Origin of the sequence: Shewanella sp. c952, from assembly GCF_019654975.1 — a bacterium.
Lineage (GTDB): Bacteria > Pseudomonadota > Gammaproteobacteria > Enterobacterales > Shewanellaceae > Shewanella.
Map to the genome: position 1 here is coordinate 16,781 of NZ_BPEW01000044.1, position 18,339 is coordinate 35,119.

An 18,339-nucleotide genomic window follows, 5' to 3' on the forward strand; every position below is an offset into this window, starting at 1 on the left:
CGCTTTTTAATAAAGCTGAATGTTAGTCGTAGATTGTCGGGATTGCATCACGTTTATGTTGCGTCGCACGGTAGATATTCACTAAGCGATCATTAACAACCTCACTGACCTCTTTTCCTTCAAGAAAGTCATCAATCTGGTCATAAGTTAAGCCTAATGCAATTTCATCTTCAAGCTGAGGCTGTCCCTCTTCAAGATCTGCCGTCGGTGCTTTATGGACTAAAATGTCTGGAGCACCTAAAAACTGTGCCAGAGTACGAACTTGACGTTTGTTCAAACCAAATAAAGGTGCTAAGTCGCAGGCACCATCACCCCATTTAGTATAAAAACCGGTTATATTTTCTGCACTATGGTCAGTACCAACAACTAACCCAGCAACAAGCCCTGCGATCTCATATTGAGCGACCATCCGCATTCTGGCTTTAACATTGCCTTTTACAAAATCAATATTAACGGCCTCTGGTAATACGATACCAGCCGATTCAATTGCACTTAGCGTTTCAGAATGGATACCGTTGACGCCCTCTTTTACATTCACAGTAACTTGTTTAGAAGGCTTGATAAATTGACAAGCTAATTGCGCTTCATCTTCATCTTTTTGGATGTCATAAGGTAGACGCACCGCAATAAATTGATAACCAGAGTCATCGGTATCAGCTTTAAGTTCTTCGACAGCCAATTGGCATAAACGCCCGGCTAGAGAGGAGTCGACGCCACCACTGATCCCTAATACCAATGACTGAGTATTAGATTGTTTAAGTTTGGTTTTAATAAATGCGACTCGTCTTTGTACTTCAAAAGCAGGGTCAATTGCTTTGAGTACTTTCATTTCCCTTAAAATCTGTCCTTTCACGTAATAAACTCCAATGACATCAGTTGTTAACTAAGAAACTCAACCATTATGATCGAAATAACATAACAATACACGGCTATATTGACTTGGATCTGAATGTTCTACCCTTTGGTTTGCAATTATTTACTATTCCTAAGGTTCACAGCTAAGATAGACTGAATGTACCTACCCCATCAGCAAACATTGGCATGCAAGACACTATACAATACTGGCACCCACAAATTGTTAAAGAGATGGAGCTAAGCAAAGCTTGCTTCAACAATTTTGTATTCGATCAGCACGTACACCTAGATTACCACCTTGGTGTCGTTGATTACGGTTGCCAAGAATATCGCCATAAGGGAGCAAGTTATCGTTTAAGCCCTCAACAAATATCCACCTTAAACCCTGATGAAAGCCACAATGGCTTTAGTTTTCTAGACAGTGGCTACAGAGCGCATGTCATGTCTTTGCCACTTCACTATGTAAAAAATCTTGAAGCAGAATTTAAGCAACCGTTATTCTTCAATCAACCACTTTATCCTGATAGCCAATTGTACCGCTATTTTCTCATGGTTCATAACCAGTTAACCCTTGCTAATGACAACGTCAGTTCCTTACAAGCAGAAACCATGTTGATGGCTTTTATGACTGAGTTATTTACCAGAAACAACGAAGCACCTTTAACGCAGCCTAACTATTACCGTTTATCTACAGCGCAATTAGAGACAGTAAAATCACTGTTTCACGATGATATAGGTGCTAATTTTGATCTGGCGTCTCTTGCTAATACTGTCGCGCTAAGTAAGTTTCAGTTTTTAAGGCAATTTAAAAGTGCTACCGGTATGACTCCCCATGCATACTTAAAACGGATGCGGTTAGAGTATGCTAAGAAGGCACTATTAAGTGGAAGCAGCGTCAGTGATACTGCTCATCAAGTTGGATTTTTTGACCAAAGTCATTTCAATAAAGCCTTTAAACATGCCTATTTAACAACCCCAGCGCTGTTTCAACGCCAGACATAACGCTATTCTAGTACGCCTCAATATATCCCCTTTATCTAAGCTAAACCCATCACTACTTCAGCAAGGCTTATCGGTTAATTAGCTGCTTTTACAGCCGCTGCAATTTTTTACAATCAATATTACCGATAGTGAGTAATAATCAGCGTTAACAATGATACCTCCCTTACTTACAATTGAGATTTAAACTCGCTTATGGATGTTCAACTACTGATTTCGCTGGCTGTGATCCATACGATCGCTTTAGCCAGTCCAGGCCCAGACTTTGCTTTGGTCGTCAAACTATCGACTCAAGAAAACAGAGCCGTTGCGATTGCATCTGCAGCAGGGATCTCTGTAGCTATCCTAGCTCACACCCTACTGAGTTTGACGGGGTTAAGTTTGATCATCCATAGCTCTGAGCAGTTATTTATATTAGTACAGCTTATTGGCGCCAGTTACCTCGCCTGGATGGGGATTGGCGCTGCGCGCGCAGCATTATCACATTGGCGCGATCCAGTTGCCTTAGAAAAGGCACAACAAAGCGAAGGCTTAAACGTTAAAAAAGGGTTTTTACAAGGGCTCTATACCAATCTTTTAAACCCTAAAGCACTAGTGTTTTTTATCACTCTATTTTCAACGCTCATCACACCGCAAGTGTCATTCTTGACTAAAAGTGTTGCCGCGATACTACTGTTCAGCCTCTCTATGATGTGGTTTAGTTTTATCGCTATGGTGCTAACCAAACCCAAAATACAGATTAAGCTCAAGCGAGCGACACCAGTAATAAACTTGTTGACAGGCTTAGTGTTCATCAGCGTCGCTTTGGTGATTATATCTGGTGTTATTTTATAAATATGTCAATAATTACTGTGTGCCATATTGAATTATGCACTCAGTAATTAGCGAGGACATCATTTTCTATCGTCAGTCCGTTAGCTGGTATTTTTCCAAACGATATAGAAATGCTTTATAAGACAAGCCTAACTGCTTTGCGGCGCGAGTACGATTACTGTCATGACGTTGCATCGCTTGCTGTAAACAATCTTTTTCAAATTCTTCCCATTCAAAGCCCTTTTCAGGCAGGGTAAACGCTTTAGCATCAATCACGCTCGGGGGCTGAGTCAGCTCAGCAACAAGTTCATCTTCATCTCCGAGCAATACAAAGCGCTCAATACGATTAGACAACTCTCGCACATTACCAGGCCATGGATAATCCAACAGCGTCTTTATGGTTGTTGTGCTTAAATTCACCGCTTCCAGTCCGTATTGTCCACCATGAATTTTGAGGAAATGCTCTATCAACCTACCAATATCTTCTTGCCTTTCACGTAACGGTGGCATTTCTATTGGTACCACATTTAAGCGGTAGAAGAGATCTTCTCGAAAACGCCCTTCTGCTACTTCAACTTTTAGATCTCGATGAGTTGCAGCAATAACTCTAACATCTAATTTAATTTCACTATTTTGCCCTAACCGTGAGATCACTCCCTCTTGTAAAAATCGCAATAATTTAGTCTGCTGCAATAATGGTAACTCTGCCACTTCATCTAAAAAGATAGTGCCTTCGTTTGCCGCTTCCAATTTACCGATCTTTTGACTTGTAGCACCAGTGAATGCCCCTTTTTCCGCACCAAACAACTCAGACTCAGCCAGACTTTCAGGAATAGCGCCGCAGTTTATGGCAATGAAAGGTTTATTTCGCCTTGGTGATAATTGATACAAAGCCCGGGCTGCAAGCTCTTTACCTGTACCACTTTCACCTCCAATGAGTACGGTGGCATCCGTCGCACTGACACGCTGCACTCGTGTATACACCTTTTGCATACAGGGGGCTTTACCGACTAATCCCACCAGCTCCTGCTGCTGTGATAACTCAGACGCTAAACGCTTATTATGCTGTTTAAGCTTTAGCGATTTGGCGACCTTTTCAATTGCCATAAACAATGATTGCCGCTGATAGGGCTTAGACAGATAGTCATCCGCCCCCGCCTGCATAGCATCTACCGCATGAGTGATAGTGCCGTATGCTGTCGCAATAATAAAACCTAAATCAGCATGCTCTCGTCTAACGTAAGTCAGCAAATCCATCCCCGATAGTTGCCCTAACTTCCAATCGGAAAAGACCAGATCAGGCACTGATTCTTTTAGCAACAAAATAGCTTGCTCCACGCTATCGGCTTCACTAACAAGGTAGTTATTTGCAGTTAGCATTTGGCTGATTAATGAGCGTTGATCAGGTTCATCTTCGACTACAAGAATGTGCAAAGGTCGTTGACTCATCGATTGTTCTCCACTGTATGCTGTGACGAATCGATCAATAGAATAGTTGCGATGGTGCCGCCCTCAGGGTTATCTTGATAAAGAATATCGCCACCATAGTGGCTTTCAATCAGGCGTTTAGCGATATAGATCCCCATCCCTGAACCTTCAGCCTTGGTGGATATATGTGGTTTAAACATCTGCTCTTTAATTGACGGTTCGATACCCTTACCCCAATCTGTAATCACGATCGTTCTGTTATTTTCAGTTTGACTCAATTCAATTTTAATCTGCGTGCCATTAACATCTGCTTCAACTGCATTGATCAACACCGCATGTACAATACTTCTAAGTTCTGATTCAGCGCCATGAAAGGCCACAACATTATCAGCATCAAAAATCACTTTAGGTTTTAGTCCCGAAATCGACAGTTCAAGCAGAATATCCTGCACGATAGCGTTTAGTGGTACTAAGTTGTCGCGTTGTACCTCATGGCTAGAGAGCGTCAATAATGACTGAATACTCTTATCCATTAAGCTGATTTTCTTTTGCATTTTTTGATTTACCGCTTCACGGTCATCTTGAGATTCGGTATAGATACTTTGCTCTGACAGCAGGCCTAGGGTGTGTAATGGGTTTCTCAAGCTATGGGCTATTCCCCTAGTGATTTGGCCCAGATCTGCCAGATGCTGTTGCTGTGACATCTGCTGCTCTTTTTTCTTCCAACTATCCAGTGCAAGACTCATACGGTTAAAGCCATTGATTATCATTTTGAGCTCTTTTACACCCTGCTCTTGCAATTGAATACCAAAGCGACCTTCTCCAAGTTTCTTATGGCCTTGAGCCAATTCGCTTAACGGCTCTGTCACGTGATGACTTAACCAATAGGCGAGTATAAGCGCCATAACACTCGTGAGTAAGATCACCAGCAGCACTGATTCACTAAAACGCTCTAGCTGATGATTGGCACCTTGACTCGGTAATTCAATACTACGTTGCTCACGGACAACCACACCGTCATCAGTATCACCTTCTACAATCATGACTCTACCAGCTTGAAGCCAATCATCGGTATCAACTTCGAAACTATTAAGACTTTCTTCAACTCGCTGTCGATACTCTTTCGCTGCCTCAATTTTTAGTTGCTGCAGATTTTCACGCTCCCCTTCAATATCACGGCGCTCTTTCTCTAGCAAAGCTTGCACTTTCTCTTGCAGTGCCAATTGATGTTTTTGGTAAGCATCTCCCTTAACTGAAGTGGCAGCGTTAGCAGTGATCTCCACCAGCGACTGAGCAAGCTGAGCGATCTCTTCGTCTAAATCAGCTATATCTTCGTCAAGTTCGATTACAAATTGCTCGCTATCTTCAGCTTCAATAAACTCACTGTGATCAGTTCGGGATAACTCCCAGCTATCGATATCGGACGCTTTTTGGATCACGACACTAACCAAACTCTTTGATAATGACCTTGAACTTTGCTCCAATTCTTGTTGAAGCTGTATTTTAAAATACTGAGCTACAAAAAGCTGACTAATCGCCAACATCAAAATAAGTGCTCCAAACAACAGAAAAACATAACGCTTAATAGACATAGTCAACTCTTTACCTAGTCTCAATATATTTTATATTGAGAAGTTCTCTTATCAGCTTTATAGCTATACAAGTTTGATACCAGCTTGAAAATAACAAAGAGCTCAGCGGAACCCCACATTACAGGCAGTCATTTGCTACCAACCTTATCACGTTTAATAACAAAATCCCCATATGGGGAAGTCATCAGCCCTTTTGGGGAAATCTCGATAACCTTTAGAGAGTTACTCCTCAATTAAATAGTAAAAATCCCATGAATAGTACGCTTCAAAGAGATGGCACGATCTTCGCTATATCTAGTTTGATATGAGCAATGCGCTCTATGGCGACTTTAGAGTCACAATCTTAAAATGGAATAAGGGAAAACGAGCATGAAAAAGAATTTACGAGTATGTGCACTATTAACCTGCGGTTTAGCTTTTCAAAGTAGCACTTTTGCAGCGCCAACAGATATCGATGTAACAGAAACAGATAAGAAAGTATTTAGCACTCAAATTGAAACTGATGAAAATGACATCACCCACGTCACGGTGAAATCCGATGGCAAGCAACATGAGCTAGCTTTTACTGCCCAAGAGCTAAAAGACAAAGCAGTACTCAAAGAAAAATTGAGTGTATTACCAAAAGAAGACCAAGCACTATTAACACGTACTTTGTCTCGTATGCAGCACCCCACTAAAGACAATGTTTTTATCATCGATGCCAAGCAAAATAAGGCAATAAAAATAAAGCTAGAAAAGCTATATCAACAACTTGATGGAAAAACAGCGGAAATTGAGGCTCATGTGGTAAAAATTGAAGCTAAATCCGGTGAGCTAGAGGCTAAAGCGCTCGAATTAGAGAGATTGTTTGAACAAAATGAAGGTGACTTTGAAATTCATATTGAATCTCTATCAGATGATATTGAGCTTATCACTGAGCAAATAACAGAGTTAGAAGTTATGCGTTTTGGCGACAGTAACAACCATGGCCAATTTATTATCATTAATGATGAAGATGAGCAAAACGCCGAACATATACTCAGCTTAATTAGTCACAGTAAACTCAGTAAAGAGGATAAAGAAAAGCTCATCGCGGCACTCAAAGATGCTAAGTAAGCCTTACTTTAAGCAATACGTGAACTCCCCAGTATGTTTTTGACGAACAGATTCAAGGTTGTGAGCTTGTCTCAAAGCGGCCAAACTCTCGGGGAGCGATCAAATCTTTATACTGATAACTATAATTGGCTTGCTATCGAAGGATTGCCTTAAGATAAATACGAGCATGTTCACTATTTCGACACATTAACAAGCGACCTTAACGAATATTAATTTGTTAATTGTGAAGCTGTCGATAGAATACTTGTTTAACTTTACCGTATCCTCTTGGGGGATATGAGTTCAACAAGGGTTAGATCTATGTGGTGGCGTATTATTTTTATCAGTCTTGCTTACTTATTGCTCGGCGCACATTTTCTTCGATTTGGGCAAACAGAGGCTTGTATAGCTTACGCTATCGCACCGATTCTGCTGTTCATTAGAGCAACATGGGTGACTCGTTTATTACAATTGACGCTAGTGGTTTCTGCCTTCCTAGTTTGGGGAACGAGTGCTTTCGAATATGTTCAAATGCGCATGCTTGCAGAAGCGCCGTGGTATCGCCTAAGTGTTATTATGACCAGTGTTGTCGTATTTACCTTATTTGCCGCTTGGTGTGGTAACGGCATTATCAATAAACGTAGCCAGCGCCGAATTTTCAATTAGCTTCACCCCATCCCACTTGAACATGTAGGGTTTAATGGGATAGAAAATTTACCATTATAGGTGCTTAGCCTATACGCAGGTTCAACAAGATTTATCAGATATTGAGTGAGTCGCGAGCAATCTTCTGCTCGCGATATCGATTAAAATATTCAGCAGTGCTGTTACACAGATCAATATTAATGCGCCATTAAAGCGAATTTCGGAAAAATTGCTATCGATATAAAAGCCCAATGTCGCCACGCCGAGCATCCCTAGAATCGCTGTTTCCCGCAGAATAACTTCAAATCTATAGAAGAGTAATGCCATCATATTAGGGTATATTCTTGGTAATACATCATAAGCATAACCATCAAATTTACCGTTAAAATGCTGACTATAAACAGTCGATGCACTTTGCCTCGCGACTAAATAAGCGATTAAAGCACCATTATGGATAGCTAATGCCAAAATAGCCGGCAGCATTGATGGTCCCAGTAACAGCATAAATATATAAGCAAATATGTACTCAGGAATTGACCTTAAAATAAGTAGGTTAACGTTATTTGTAGCCGCTATAAATGAGCCTGTTAATGGTTTAAAACTAACCGCTGTGAAGAAAAGAGTTAGCAAGTAACTACCACCTAGCGCAGCGACAGCAAGTATCAAGGTCGCCAACACACCAGGCAAGGCTTGTTCGGTGATAATCCGATGAAACCATTCACCAAACAAAACCCATCTATCAATAGATAACAGCTCTACACTATGGCTTTGAAACATCGGCGGTAAAATATCATCACTTAAAAAACGCCAAACCAGCGAACTATCTATAGTGGTTATTTCAGGTAACAGCACGATGGCAGCAACAAAATATACAGGTAATAGCTTGCGACGGCACCAATAAGGGATCGTACCGATTATAACGATAAACAGAATAAGGAGCGCAGCTCCTTGATGATAGTGCCCCTGCCTAAATGCAGACTCGAGATAAAAACCTAATGTCGGCATCCCAACAAAACCAAGTATCGCACTACTTCTAAGGGCGCACTCAAAGCGATAACGTACATACGCTTTTATTTCATTAAAGACATGAGCAAAACGACCATATAGATAGCGGCTGATTTTATCGGTATTGGCGGGTAAATTCTGCAATGTAGAAGCTGGCGCTTGCTGTAGAATATCACTGAAAACTCGGGCAAATGTTGCACCATAAGGTAAAGCGATTGCTAACACTCCCGTTAAAGGAGATAAACCAAAGATTTGTAAGAATAGTAATGCCCAAAACAACTCATGAATAGATCGGATAAAAGCACAAATTGCAGCAACAATCGGCTTGTTATAAATCAGCGCAACAGGGCTACCTAGCAGTAAACCGGCAGCAACACCAAGTAAGGCGAAACTGATTGTCTGCCATATTGCTTCTAATAGATATTCAGTTGCTAAAAAATCTGGTGAGAGAAACCCTAACCCAATGCGTTTAAGCTCACTCCATGGCTCTAACGCAATGATCTCTGTATCCGCCCAATAAAAGCATGCGAGCGTCACAACGAGTAAAACTAACGAGACTCGCTGCCAATAGCCAAAAAAAGCCCATCGTGGTTCATGTCTATTCACAAAAAGCTGGCTCAACAATTGCGGACTCACTGGCGACAAACTCTTGATTCATCGAATCTTGGTAAAAATCCTGCAAAATTTCAATGGTCAGTGAAGAAGCTTTGGAGTCAATATGCTTTTTACCGTTACGTAACCCAATCACCCGGTCAAAATACTCTAACGCCATATTCATATCATGCAGCACCATAATAACTGACTCATGTTGCTGCAATACATGTTTAATCAAACGCTTACTCATTAAAGGGTCGAGAGCGGAAAAAGGTTCATCACCTATAAAAACTGGCATTCGCTGGTAAATCGCTCGCCCGACTGCGGTTCGTTGTCGCTGGCCCCCAGAAAGCTTGGAAACCGCTTGCGACAATGGACAATCTAACTCCAAGTCTTGGGCAATAATGGCTATTTCTTCAAGTGGCTTTTTAAAAGGGAATGGCAAATTCAACAAGTTATAAAGTGCAGAATTTCTGCCAAGAGCCCCCATATAAATGTTATGAAATATGCTCAAGCTTTCTACTAGGCCCTGTTGCTGAGAGCAGTATGCTGCGCTCCCGTGCAACTGAGTATTAATATGACTAATAAGAGTTGATTTCCCAGAGCCTGAGCTACCAATAACAGCCACTTTTTCGCCTGCTGTTATTGAAAGCTCGATAGAATCGAGTGCTTTTTTATCGCCGAAGCTAAGGGAAAATTCACTAATGCTTAACATCAACTAGTCAATTAGACCGATGGTTTTTGCCACATTTTCAATAGGCTCATAATCTAAGTTGTCTGCAGCTACAAAGGACTTACGAGGAAAACTTTTCAGAAGTTCCGGATCGTTCATTTCCAATAATACGGCCGTCAGTTTAGTCTTAAAACCTTCACCAAAAGAGTCGTCAACTCCCGCTCTCACTGTCCATTGGTAGTCAGGGTACGTAGGGCTTTCCCAGATGACATCAACCTTTTTCAAATCAACCTTTCCGGCTGCAACAGCGGATTCCCACACTTTATAATTTACAGCACCAACTTGATAAACCCCAGCTTGGACTTGAGCTATGGTACGACTATGATCACCAGAGAAACCTATACGTTTAAAGATGTCTTCCGGTCTTTTTCCCAAATTTCGTTCAATAAAGAACTGCGGCATTAATCGGCCAGATGTAGAGTCTTTCGAGCCAAAGGTAAAGGTATAGCCGTTAAGGTTTGGAAAACTATTGTTAACTAGCATCTCGGTCGAGTGATGTGCGATAAAGTAGCTTTTAAAAAATTGGTCTTCGTAGCCTTGGGCTATCGCGTCAGAGCCAGGAACGAGTCGCCTAGCTTGAACGCCAGAAAGGCCACCAAACCAAGCCAGCTGCACTTGATTGTTTCTAAATGCTGTTACTGCTGCAGAGTATGACTTTACAGGGATATATTTAACTTCCACCCCAAGTTTCTCTTCCAAATATACGGCAACTTTATCAAAACGAGTTCGCAGTTGGCTCTCATCCTCGTCAGGAATAGCGGTAAATGTAAAGGTGGCCGCTAATGCACTTGGTGCAACAAGCAAGAGAATCACACTTATAAGGGGTTTAAACGCGAACATAATCAACCTGATTTGACAAAAATTTAACGGATCTTAACCAAATTGCGCAAACAAACCCAGAATTATGTCGTTAAAGTGTTAGATAATTACGGATTAAGACATAACCGTGCTCATATTTTTGCCTATCAAGTTATTTCTTAAGTCTAATGGCAGCATAATTCAGCAAAGGTTAAGTAATTGAAGCGTAAACTCCTACGTAAATTTAAACACTTAGTTGGCAGTTGGCATAATTCTGCGTAAACTAATCTTTATCGCATTCAAGGATATTTGACTATGAGAATATTGGTTGTTGAAGATGATCCGATTCTATCTCACCACCTAAAAGTGCAATTGAGTGAACTAGGAAATCAAGTTCAAGTTGCATTAACTGCAAAAGAGGGATTTTATCAAGCAACAAACTATCCAATAGATGTTGCGATTGTTGACCTTGGTCTCCCTGACCAAGATGGCATTAGTTTGATTCAAAGCCTACGCGATAACGGCCTTAAAGCGCCGGTGCTCATTTTGACAGCACGAGTTAACTGGCAAGATAAAGTCGAGGGGCTTAATGCTGGCGCAGACGACTACCTTGTCAAACCATTCCAAAAAGAAGAACTCGTTGCTCGGCTTGATGCGTTAGTTAGACGCAGCGCTGGTTTTGTAAAGCCCAAAATAACCAGTGGCGCATTGGAAATTGATTTAGCTGCAAAGCAAGTCACAATGAATGAAGAGCCAATGGAGGTCACAGCATTTGAGTACCTCATTCTCGAATATTTAATGCGTCATTGCCACGAAGTTGTCGCAAAACAGCGCTTACTTGATGTGATCTACGGCGACAAAGAAGGCGACCCAAACACCATTGAAGTCATGGTAAGCCGATTACGCAAAAAACTGACCAAAGATGGTTTGGAAAATCCTATCGCAACGATTCGCGGCCAAGGCTACAAATTTAACCTGCCATGCAGCTAAACTTTAAACCAAAGAAACGTCTGCTAACACGGATGTTTCTCACCTCATTATCAATCATAGCCCTCGTGGGCTTTGGCTTAGCGTGGATGGTCAATATCCTTCACGCACAGAATAGTTACAACGAAGAAACGTCTCAGCTTATTGCTGAGATCCCCAAAGTTGCTGCTGAACTAAGAGAACATGATCTCCTCCCCGATAATAGCGATGAATGGCTAACAGAAAACAATACCTCTCAACGCTATATTATTGCCAGTTGTGATAGCACCTTTAATCAGGTTTGGACATCTTCTATGGCCGTCGACCGCGGCCTATTTGATACTTGCGAGCGATTCAACGAGATCCGCAATAGCAATCCGCCCTATTACCTTTCTCTAGCGGATACTCGCGGCTATTTTGTTTATCTACTTTCATTAGATATCGCAGGCAGTGAATATAATTTACTGGTACTGAAAGACGCAGAAAAGCTAGAACAGGAATACAGTAAATTTAGTCGTCGTACTTATATACGGTTAGGTTTTGTACTCGCACTAGCACTCGTATTATTGATTAGTGCTGCCTATTGGGGAATGCGCCCCTTAGTGCAACTCAGAAATGAACTGCAATCTGTAAATAGTGGAAAATCTAAGACCCTATCAGAGGGGTATCCGGTTGAACTAGAAGGTGTTACGCAAGCGCTGAATCAACTATTAGTACAATCAAGTGCCCAGCAACAGCGTTACCAAAACGCAATGAATGATTTAGCCCATAGCCTAAAAACTCGCCTAGCTGCAGTGCATGCTATAACAGATGATGCCACATTAAATAAAGAGGCGACCAGCGAGAAAATAATGGAACAAGTCAGTCAAATGGATCAGTTGGTAAAATATCAATTGAAACGGGCAATGCTAGGTCGTAAGGGATTAAAGCAGGAACAAACTCTAATCGCTCCGCTTGTTGACCAGCTCTCGCAAATGCTGTTTAAAGTATATCGTGATAAACAGGTGCAGTTTGAAGCGCGTATTGAGCAAGAACATGTATTCCCTGGTGATAAAGGCGACTTAATGGAACTTTGCGGCAACTTAATGGAGAATGCATTTAAGCTGTGTATCACCACCGTTAGAGTTTCATCTTATTACAATGATGCCGGCGAGTTTGAGTTATTAGTTGAAGATGATGGACCTGGCGTTGACGAAAGTATCAGACAAAATATCATCCAACGCGGAGTAAGAGCAGATACTCAGAAAGCGGGTCAAGGTATTGGTCTTGCAGTCTGCAATGAGATAGTTATCAGTTATGGTGGACGCCTCAGTATTGAGACGTCGGAATTAGAAGGTGCTTGTTTTAGGATTTCGATCCCTATTTAGCCCCGTACAACTGCTCCGCTCTGTTAAACATAATCCAAGAGGTTGCGATATATTTATCGCCACTCTTGGGCTTATTGCCACGATGTGAGTGGGTAAAACCGGCAGGCGCGATCACCATAGTGCCCTTTTTAGGTTTTACTTTTCTATCTTGATAATAAAACTCCGTTTCTCCCCCCTCCTCTACATCATTTAAATAAAACATATATAACACGACTCGATGCAAGGCTTCATTATGATTTAATTGAGGAAACTGCTCTGAATGCCAATGAGGGTATCCCCCCTTGTTTTTGTCATATTTCTGGATATTAATACTGCCACTACGATATAGGTATTTAACAATCGCCTCGGCTCTTGGCTCGCCTAATGCCGCGTAATTATCAGGCATTAACGTGACCGCTTCACCCTTTTCATTCGATACGCCAACCGACACAGCGCCCATCAGTGCCATTGAATACTTATTGAAATATTTAGCGGCATGAGAGAGCGTATAACCTAGCAAGCTATTTTTAAGTGCTGATAGATCATCATGTGAATCAAGCATCAGATCGCGGCTTAGCTTTTTATCAATATCCACGCCGCCACCAGTGCTTCCAGCTAAGACCCCTGGGTGGTAATCAAAGGCGGTAATAAGCTGATCGCAGAGTTCATCGGGAAGCGCATTTGGGTATATTTCAATAAAATCCATTTGATACTCTTAAAACTGTTATTGTTTAAGTTCCCATATTTGTAAACATATGAGTTAAGCAATTGTAAATTATATAGGTTGCGTTAAAATAGCAAATTAAGGAAGACTCACACAAACACATATGACAAATAGTTGTAAAGTTGCAGTGAAGCAACTGCAGGTCGGTAACTTCATCAGACTACCTATCTCATGGAAAGATCATCCATTCTTATTCAGTAGCTTCAAAATTAGGCAACAAGCTCAAATAGAGCTCATTAAAAACCTTGGGATTGAACATGTATTCGTTATCGTTGAACGCAGTGATACGCCTGTCTTAAACGTTAAGGATGCTCAAGCTCAAGCTCAAGCCCAAAAACAAACCACTAATGAAAATGACTTAGATAAACTTTCAGATGAACTTAATAAGCAAAAAGCCGAAAGTATTGAAGCTCACAAGAGCTTAAGGCGCCATTTACAGAAAACTGAGCAACAGTTTGAACGGTCTGTGGCAATGATCCGAAGCTTAATGGGTAAGTTACGCAATCGCCCACTGAATGCGGTCAACGATGCTAAAGAGCTCATCCATAATATTTGCGAACAATTATTAACATCGGATAAGTTGGTCTTACATTTAATGGCCGACTCAAAAAATGACGACGGAATCTACTTCCACTCTCTGAATGTATCCGTCTTATCGATGTTAATCGCAAAAGAGTTAGGTTGGACACGCAATGAAATAGAACTCATTGGCTTAGGTGCATTATTTCATGATACCGGCAAGTTGAAGGTGCCAACTCAGTTGATGAGGAAAACTACACCACTCACACAAGCTGAGCAAAACTTTATTAATCAACATCCAGCTATGGGTGTTGATTTACTTAAGCTTGCTGATAACTTTCCAACAGAGGCATTACCAATAATATTAAACCATCATGAGTTTCTAGATGGTTCAGGAACACCGAAAGGGCTAAAAGAATCTGAAATCGATAAATTGAGTCAGCTTGTTACTGCTGTAAACACCTATGACAACCTGTGCCATTCAGATCGAAGCAGAACTCGCACGCCATTTTCAGCCCTTGGTTATTTGTACAAACATTATCAGGCACAACTAAATCCTGAGATTGTCAGTAGAATGGTAAAAATGCTCGGAATCTATCCACCAGGCAGTATTGTTGAGCTTTCTTCAGGCCAATACGGCATGGTGATGTCTGTGAATGTAAGCCAATTACTTTTGCCGAGGATCTTAGTTTACGATGCGTTAGTCCCTAAAGAACAAGCACCTATAGTGGAGCTAGCGCAAGAAGGTATAACAATTGTTAGATGTTTACCACCTGCAGCTCTTCCTGAAAAGGTATTCAAATACTTAAACCCTAGAGAGAGAGTTAGCTACTTTTTTGGTAGTGACAACTAGGAGAAGCGCTCCTCTATAACGAATCAATCTGTCTATTTCTTGCTCTATCACGTAGCTGTTACTAGATTTAATCTAATAACAAATGCATTGGAGCGAGTTTTTATGACTGAATTACCCAGTTTTGACAGGTTACTATGGCTTGCGGAAAACGATCCCAAGAAGTTAGATGCTTTGCAAAAAAAGTTAAACCAAGAAGTGATAGAAGAAAGTGCAGCAAGCAGTAAGCCCAAATTAATATCCTTACTGGATCATCTAGAAAAAAAGTTGTCTCTTTGCAAGACACCTTATCAACGCTACCACGTCGTTAGCAATATGATGTATCAAAAGCTATCGAGTCTTAATGAAGTGCTTAATCGTCCAGACGAATTTTATCAGCATAAAGCTAAGGTACTTTCATTTAATAGCACTGAGCAAAATGCTGAAACAAAAACAGCTCGCTAGATACGAGCTGTTTCAACTATAACCAACCTTTACGCTTAAAGAAAAAATAGGTTCCGGCGGCACTACCAAACATCATCAAAATAGCCATCGGATAACCAAATTGCCAATCGAGTTCAGGCATATTAGCGAAGTTCATACCATAACTACTTGCGATTACCGTTGGTGGTAAAAAAACTACCGCTGCGACTGAAAATATCTTAATAATTTTATTCTGCTGTAAGCCACTGAAACCCATTGCGGCATCAAGCAGGAAGTTCAATTTATCGAAAATGAACTGACTATGAGGCATCAACGACTCGATGTCTGACAACATCTCTCTAAGATCTTTAATTTCACTCTCAGAAAGTTGGTCACGATAATATTTTTGCATGAAACGTAATGAACGCTGCGTATCAAGCAAACTCAATCTGATCTTACCGTTAGAATCTTCTTGACGAGTAATCAGTTTGAAAACGTCATCAAGTTCTTCGTTTTTAAAAACCTCTTCACTAACACTATCAAGTACAGTGTAAACATCTTCGATCAAATCCGAGAGGTAATCGACCTTCAGATTGAAAAGTTCAAGAAGCAACGATTGGGGTGTAGAAGCTTCTATACGACCAAGCCTCAAGTAGTTTCTCAGCAATCTTATTAAACCGACGTCCTCCTCCCTAATCGTCAATAGGAAATTTTGTCGAATATTAAAAGAGACGTTAACACCTTTTACATCTTGACCCGCTCTTTGAGGAAACAGTGAATTAATGTGTAGACCATCTTTATTCTGATAAAAACGCGCAGATGCCTCAATTTCATTGATGTCTTCCTCTTCAGGAACATCTTCAACTGAAAACTGGCTCAACCATTCTCTTTCAATGTCGTCAGGTTTATAAAGATCCAGCCACATAGTACCGGGAGGGATATTATCCTTGATGCTCAATTCGCTAATCGTTAGATTACGATTCTCGTAGGCATAGGCTGTTATCATAGCTCCTCCTTCATATACTTAATCAACTAATGGGGTAAAAAACGAGGCTATTCTAACCTAAAAAGATATATCGCAAAGCGCTAACTAAAAGAAAATCCACAAATATTACTCTTGAACCGTATTTGCGACAATAATTCGCTCTTGATTAGACAACCTGACTCTTATTCCATCAACTGTTGTTATTTCGTTGTTGGTAATGTTCTTTTTTCTTACTTGATACACAACGCTATCATCACTCATAGGTGACACAATAGTTACACTTACAACCTTGTTCCCATCTTGCCAATCCCAGTACCAATAACCAGCGCTTGCTAATAATGAAAGGCTGACAATTGCATATAAAGCAAAACGAATTATTATCCCTCGCCCCATATCTTGAGTTCGCTCTTTAGCGGGACTCACTTTAGATTGGCGAATATAAAACATAGCACCTGCTATGACTAATATAGTCACTAGAATTTTTGTTAGCACGCGCAACCTCCAAACCCATAATGAAAAACCATTATAACCAAATTCATAGGTTGAAACTGTTAATAATATCTAAGCATTTAAACGCTGTAGCTCATTAATTGCCGACGAACCTGCAAAAAAAAAATCGTTCTGCTATAAAGTAAGTATCAATTCAAATAAAGGCTCTTTATGAGATTATCCCAATCAATCCTTACTGCTGTGTTAATTTGCGTAAACTCCACAGCTTTTGCCAACGTGGAAGTTACACTCCCCTCTAATTCCGAACTTGTATTGGTCAATGGTAAAGAGAGCGGTAGCACCGATAAGTTAACGCTAGACAATGGTGAAAACCAATTAGCACTGAGATATAGCGGCCGTTATCAACAGCAAGGATCTCAGACTCAATTTAGCTCTGACGTTATCATCATGACATTCTCAGCAGAAAATACATTACTGACTATAGCGTTGCCTAGAATACGCTCTAATAGCGCTGCGGATGCTTTTAATCGGAGCCCGAAGATAAGCCTGAAAGATTCATCAGGAGTCGATATTGCATTCCGCCAGGACAAACTCATCAAAGATGGCATGCAGCTTGGTCGTGATTATGAAAAAGAGATCTTTGATTACAATAGTAGTAGCCAAGTTGCTGCTTTCGGCGCTTTAGCTGCACCAATAGCAGCTCAAGTTCAGCCAAATCTAGTGCAGGTTGAAAACGTTGCTAACCAGGCTAATGACCCCAAGCAAACAGATCAAATAAATGTTGGTCAAATGCTAGACTTTTGGTACCAACAAGCCGATGAAGAAACTAGAAAAGCATTCAAATTGAAAATTAACAGTAAAGAATAAAACTAACATGACTCTGGCACTGAAACTTAATGATTAGGTTTCGGTGCCATTGTAACTTCGACTTATCACCGAGTAAAAATGTTAGCAAAATATTTGGCGCACTAATAAAATCGTCTAATCCTACCTCATTTTATCGAATTGAAAGCGGCGCACAGCGCCGACTCTACACAGCCTCAACCACCACTCATTAAATGCAAAAAGCTCGTTGTGTTAATAACTGTTTTTCGCTTCTGGTTTATAACAGACTAGTCAACATTAAACAGTAAGCACCTCGAAAATCGCTAGTCTTACCATATAGATAAACGACTGCAATGTAGCGCTAAAGGCTGGCTATAGCTAAATGATTAACTGACTCAAATTGCAGACGTAAAAAAGCCCGTTGCGTTAGCACGGGTTTTCTCGTATTGGGCGCCTGGAAATGACCTACTCTTTATTATCCTCGAAGTGGACACATGGGCATATCGGCCACACCGCTATCAGTGTCATGCAGAGCTCTACCTTCAAGTTATTAACCCGCTCAAATTACAGACGTAAAAAAGCCCGTTGCGTTAGCAACGGGCTTTCTCGTATTAGGCGCCTGGAAATGACCTACTCTCACATGGGGAAACCCCACACTACCATCGGCGATACTGTGTTTCACTTCTGAGTTCGGAATGGGATCAGGTGGGACCACAGCTCTATGGTTTCCAGACAA

At 41.0% G+C, this 18,339-nt stretch carries 18 protein-coding genes and 1 rRNA gene; 9 read left to right on the forward strand and 10 right to left on the reverse strand.

All coding sequences use genetic code 11. The features are described from left to right. Positions 1–22: 22 nt before the first annotated feature. Positions 23–853 carry an ammonia-dependent NAD(+) synthetase gene (gene nadE / locus K5R16_RS19775; RefSeq protein ID WP_220739798.1) on the reverse strand — a complete coding sequence of 277 codons (831 nt, stop codon included), beginning with the start codon at positions 851–853 and terminating at the stop codon, positions 23–25. 188 nt (positions 854–1,041) lie between these two features. Between nadE and K5R16_RS19780 the strand changes: the two genes are divergently transcribed. Both K5R16_RS19780 and K5R16_RS19785 read left to right on the forward strand, forming a co-directional pair. After that, positions 1,042–1,857 (forward strand): AraC family transcriptional regulator, encoded by an 816-nt coding sequence (locus tag K5R16_RS19780; RefSeq protein WP_220739800.1) that lies wholly within the window; start codon positions 1,042–1,044, stop codon positions 1,855–1,857. Between the two features lie 192 nt (positions 1,858–2,049). Then, a complete protein-coding gene (locus K5R16_RS19785; protein ID WP_220739801.1) occupies positions 2,050–2,688 on the forward strand; it encodes a LysE family translocator in 639 nt (212 codons plus the stop codon). 72 nt (positions 2,689–2,760) lie between these two features. Here the strand turns inward: K5R16_RS19785 and K5R16_RS19790 are convergent, their stop codons facing one another. Both K5R16_RS19790 and K5R16_RS19795 read right to left on the reverse strand, forming a co-directional pair. Beyond that, positions 2,761–4,116, reverse strand: a complete 1,356-nt coding sequence (locus tag K5R16_RS19790; RefSeq protein ID WP_220739804.1) for a sigma-54 dependent transcriptional regulator — start codon at positions 4,114–4,116, stop codon at positions 2,761–2,763. Beyond that, positions 4,113–5,687: a sensor histidine kinase gene (locus K5R16_RS19795; protein ID WP_220739806.1), complete on the reverse strand. Its 1,575-nt coding sequence runs from the start codon at positions 5,685–5,687 to the stop codon at positions 4,113–4,115. The genes K5R16_RS19790 and K5R16_RS19795 overlap by 4 nt, the downstream gene beginning before the upstream one ends. A 369-nt stretch (positions 5,688–6,056) precedes the next feature. On the opposite strand from K5R16_RS19795, the gene K5R16_RS19800 reads away from it, so the two are divergent. Further along, positions 6,057–6,782 (forward strand): hypothetical protein, encoded by a 726-nt coding sequence (locus K5R16_RS19800; protein ID WP_220739808.1) that lies wholly within the window; start codon positions 6,057–6,059, stop codon positions 6,780–6,782. A 300-nt stretch (positions 6,783–7,082) separates the two neighbouring features. Then, entirely contained in the window at positions 7,083–7,427 is a 345-nt protein-coding gene (locus K5R16_RS19805; protein ID WP_220739810.1) for a hypothetical protein, read from the forward strand. A gap of 81 nt (positions 7,428–7,508) precedes the next feature. Here the strand turns inward: K5R16_RS19805 and K5R16_RS19810 are convergent, their stop codons facing one another. Genes K5R16_RS19810 through K5R16_RS19820 form a run of 3 tightly spaced genes read right to left on the reverse strand, consistent with a single transcriptional unit; the run spans position 7,509 to position 10,578 of the window. After that, positions 7,509–9,017, reverse strand: coding sequence for an ABC transporter permease (locus K5R16_RS19810; protein WP_220739812.1), 1,509 nt, complete (start codon positions 9,015–9,017; stop codon positions 7,509–7,511). Next, complete coding sequence (locus K5R16_RS19815) at positions 9,010–9,720, reverse strand: ATP-binding cassette domain-containing protein (protein WP_220739813.1); 711 nt, start codon at positions 9,718–9,720, stop codon at positions 9,010–9,012. The genes K5R16_RS19810 and K5R16_RS19815 overlap by 8 nt, the downstream gene beginning before the upstream one ends. Before the next feature lie 3 nt (positions 9,721–9,723). Next, positions 9,724–10,578 (reverse strand): putative selenate ABC transporter substrate-binding protein, encoded by an 855-nt coding sequence (locus tag K5R16_RS19820; RefSeq protein WP_220739815.1) that lies wholly within the window; start codon positions 10,576–10,578, stop codon positions 9,724–9,726. A 273-nt stretch (positions 10,579–10,851) separates the two neighbouring features. Here K5R16_RS19820 and K5R16_RS19825 point away from each other — a divergent pair, with 273 nt between their 5' ends. Together K5R16_RS19825 and K5R16_RS19830 are read left to right on the forward strand one after the other, a co-directional pair. Further along, positions 10,852–11,526 carry a response regulator gene (locus tag K5R16_RS19825; RefSeq protein ID WP_220739817.1) on the forward strand — a complete coding sequence of 225 codons (675 nt, stop codon included), beginning with the start codon at positions 10,852–10,854 and terminating at the stop codon, positions 11,524–11,526. Beyond that, the gene (locus K5R16_RS19830) at positions 11,517–12,869 is read left to right on the forward strand and encodes a sensor histidine kinase (RefSeq protein WP_220739819.1); all 1,353 of its coding nucleotides are present in this window, start codon (positions 11,517–11,519) and stop codon (positions 12,867–12,869) included. Before K5R16_RS19825 ends, K5R16_RS19830 begins: the two co-directional genes overlap by 10 nt. On the opposite strand, the gene K5R16_RS19835 is transcribed toward K5R16_RS19830, so the two are convergent. Next, positions 12,862–13,554, reverse strand: coding sequence for a 2OG-Fe(II) oxygenase (locus K5R16_RS19835; RefSeq protein ID WP_220739821.1), 693 nt, complete (start codon positions 13,552–13,554; stop codon positions 12,862–12,864). The genes K5R16_RS19830 and K5R16_RS19835 overlap by 8 nt on opposite strands. Before the next feature lie 121 nt (positions 13,555–13,675). Here K5R16_RS19835 and K5R16_RS19840 point away from each other — a divergent pair, with 121 nt between their 5' ends. Both K5R16_RS19840 and K5R16_RS19845 read left to right on the forward strand, forming a co-directional pair. Further along, on the forward strand, positions 13,676–14,944 hold the full coding sequence (locus tag K5R16_RS19840) for an HD-GYP domain-containing protein (RefSeq protein WP_220739823.1): 1,269 nt from the start codon (positions 13,676–13,678) through the stop codon (positions 14,942–14,944). A gap of 102 nt (positions 14,945–15,046) precedes the next feature. Next, the gene (locus K5R16_RS19845; protein WP_220739825.1) at positions 15,047–15,385 is read left to right on the forward strand and encodes a DUF3135 domain-containing protein; all 339 of its coding nucleotides are present in this window, start codon (positions 15,047–15,049) and stop codon (positions 15,383–15,385) included. Positions 15,386–15,401: 16 nt separating this feature from the next. Here the strand turns inward: K5R16_RS19845 and corA are convergent, their stop codons facing one another. Both corA and K5R16_RS19855 read right to left on the reverse strand, forming a co-directional pair. Then, on the reverse strand, positions 15,402–16,349 hold the full coding sequence (gene corA, locus K5R16_RS19850) for a magnesium/cobalt transporter CorA (protein ID WP_220739827.1): 948 nt from the start codon (positions 16,347–16,349) through the stop codon (positions 15,402–15,404). Between the two features lie 105 nt (positions 16,350–16,454). Beyond that, positions 16,455–16,820, reverse strand: coding sequence for a hypothetical protein (locus K5R16_RS19855; protein WP_220739829.1), 366 nt, complete (start codon positions 16,818–16,820; stop codon positions 16,455–16,457). A gap of 168 nt (positions 16,821–16,988) precedes the next feature. On the opposite strand from K5R16_RS19855, the gene K5R16_RS19860 reads away from it, so the two are divergent. Continuing rightward, a complete protein-coding gene (locus K5R16_RS19860) occupies positions 16,989–17,645 on the forward strand; it encodes a DUF2057 domain-containing protein (RefSeq protein WP_220739831.1) in 657 nt (218 codons plus the stop codon). A gap of 575 nt (positions 17,646–18,220) precedes the next feature. On the opposite strand, the gene rrf is transcribed toward K5R16_RS19860, so the two are convergent. After that, positions 18,221–18,336, reverse strand: a 5S ribosomal RNA gene (rrf, locus tag K5R16_RS19865). Positions 18,337–18,339 lie beyond the last annotated feature (3 nt).

Bases quoted from the DNA above. Each gene is read 5' to 3' on its own strand.
- K5R16_RS19780 (WP_220739800.1), top strand. From the start codon at position 1,042: ATGCAAGACACTATACAATACTGGCACCCACAAATTGTTAAAGAGATG.
- K5R16_RS19785 (WP_220739801.1), top strand. From the start codon at position 2,050: ATGGATGTTCAACTACTGATTTCGCTGGCTGTGATCCATACGATCGCT.
- K5R16_RS19790 (WP_220739804.1), bottom strand. From the start codon at position 4,116: ATGAGTCAACGACCTTTGCACATTCTTGTAGTCGAAGATGAACCTGAT.
- K5R16_RS19795 (WP_220739806.1), bottom strand. From the start codon at position 5,687: ATGTCTATTAAGCGTTATGTTTTTCTGTTGTTTGGAGCACTTATTTTG.
- K5R16_RS19800 (WP_220739808.1), top strand. From the start codon at position 6,057: ATGAAAAAGAATTTACGAGTATGTGCACTATTAACCTGCGGTTTAGCT.
- K5R16_RS19805 (WP_220739810.1), top strand. From the start codon at position 7,083: ATGTGGTGGCGTATTATTTTTATCAGTCTTGCTTACTTATTGCTCGGC.
- K5R16_RS19815 (WP_220739813.1), bottom strand. From the start codon at position 9,720: ATGTTAAGCATTAGTGAATTTTCCCTTAGCTTCGGCGATAAAAAAGCA.
- K5R16_RS19820 (WP_220739815.1), bottom strand. From the start codon at position 10,578: ATGTTCGCGTTTAAACCCCTTATAAGTGTGATTCTCTTGCTTGTTGCA.
- K5R16_RS19825 (WP_220739817.1), top strand. From the start codon at position 10,852: ATGAGAATATTGGTTGTTGAAGATGATCCGATTCTATCTCACCACCTA.
- K5R16_RS19830 (WP_220739819.1), top strand. From the start codon at position 11,517: ATGCAGCTAAACTTTAAACCAAAGAAACGTCTGCTAACACGGATGTTT.
- K5R16_RS19835 (WP_220739821.1), bottom strand. From the start codon at position 13,554: ATGGATTTTATTGAAATATACCCAAATGCGCTTCCCGATGAACTCTGC.
- K5R16_RS19840 (WP_220739823.1), top strand. From the start codon at position 13,676: ATGACAAATAGTTGTAAAGTTGCAGTGAAGCAACTGCAGGTCGGTAAC.
- K5R16_RS19845 (WP_220739825.1), top strand. From the start codon at position 15,047: ATGACTGAATTACCCAGTTTTGACAGGTTACTATGGCTTGCGGAAAAC.
- corA (WP_220739827.1), bottom strand. From the start codon at position 16,349: ATGATAACAGCCTATGCCTACGAGAATCGTAATCTAACGATTAGCGAA.
- K5R16_RS19860 (WP_220739831.1), top strand. From the start codon at position 16,989: ATGAGATTATCCCAATCAATCCTTACTGCTGTGTTAATTTGCGTAAAC.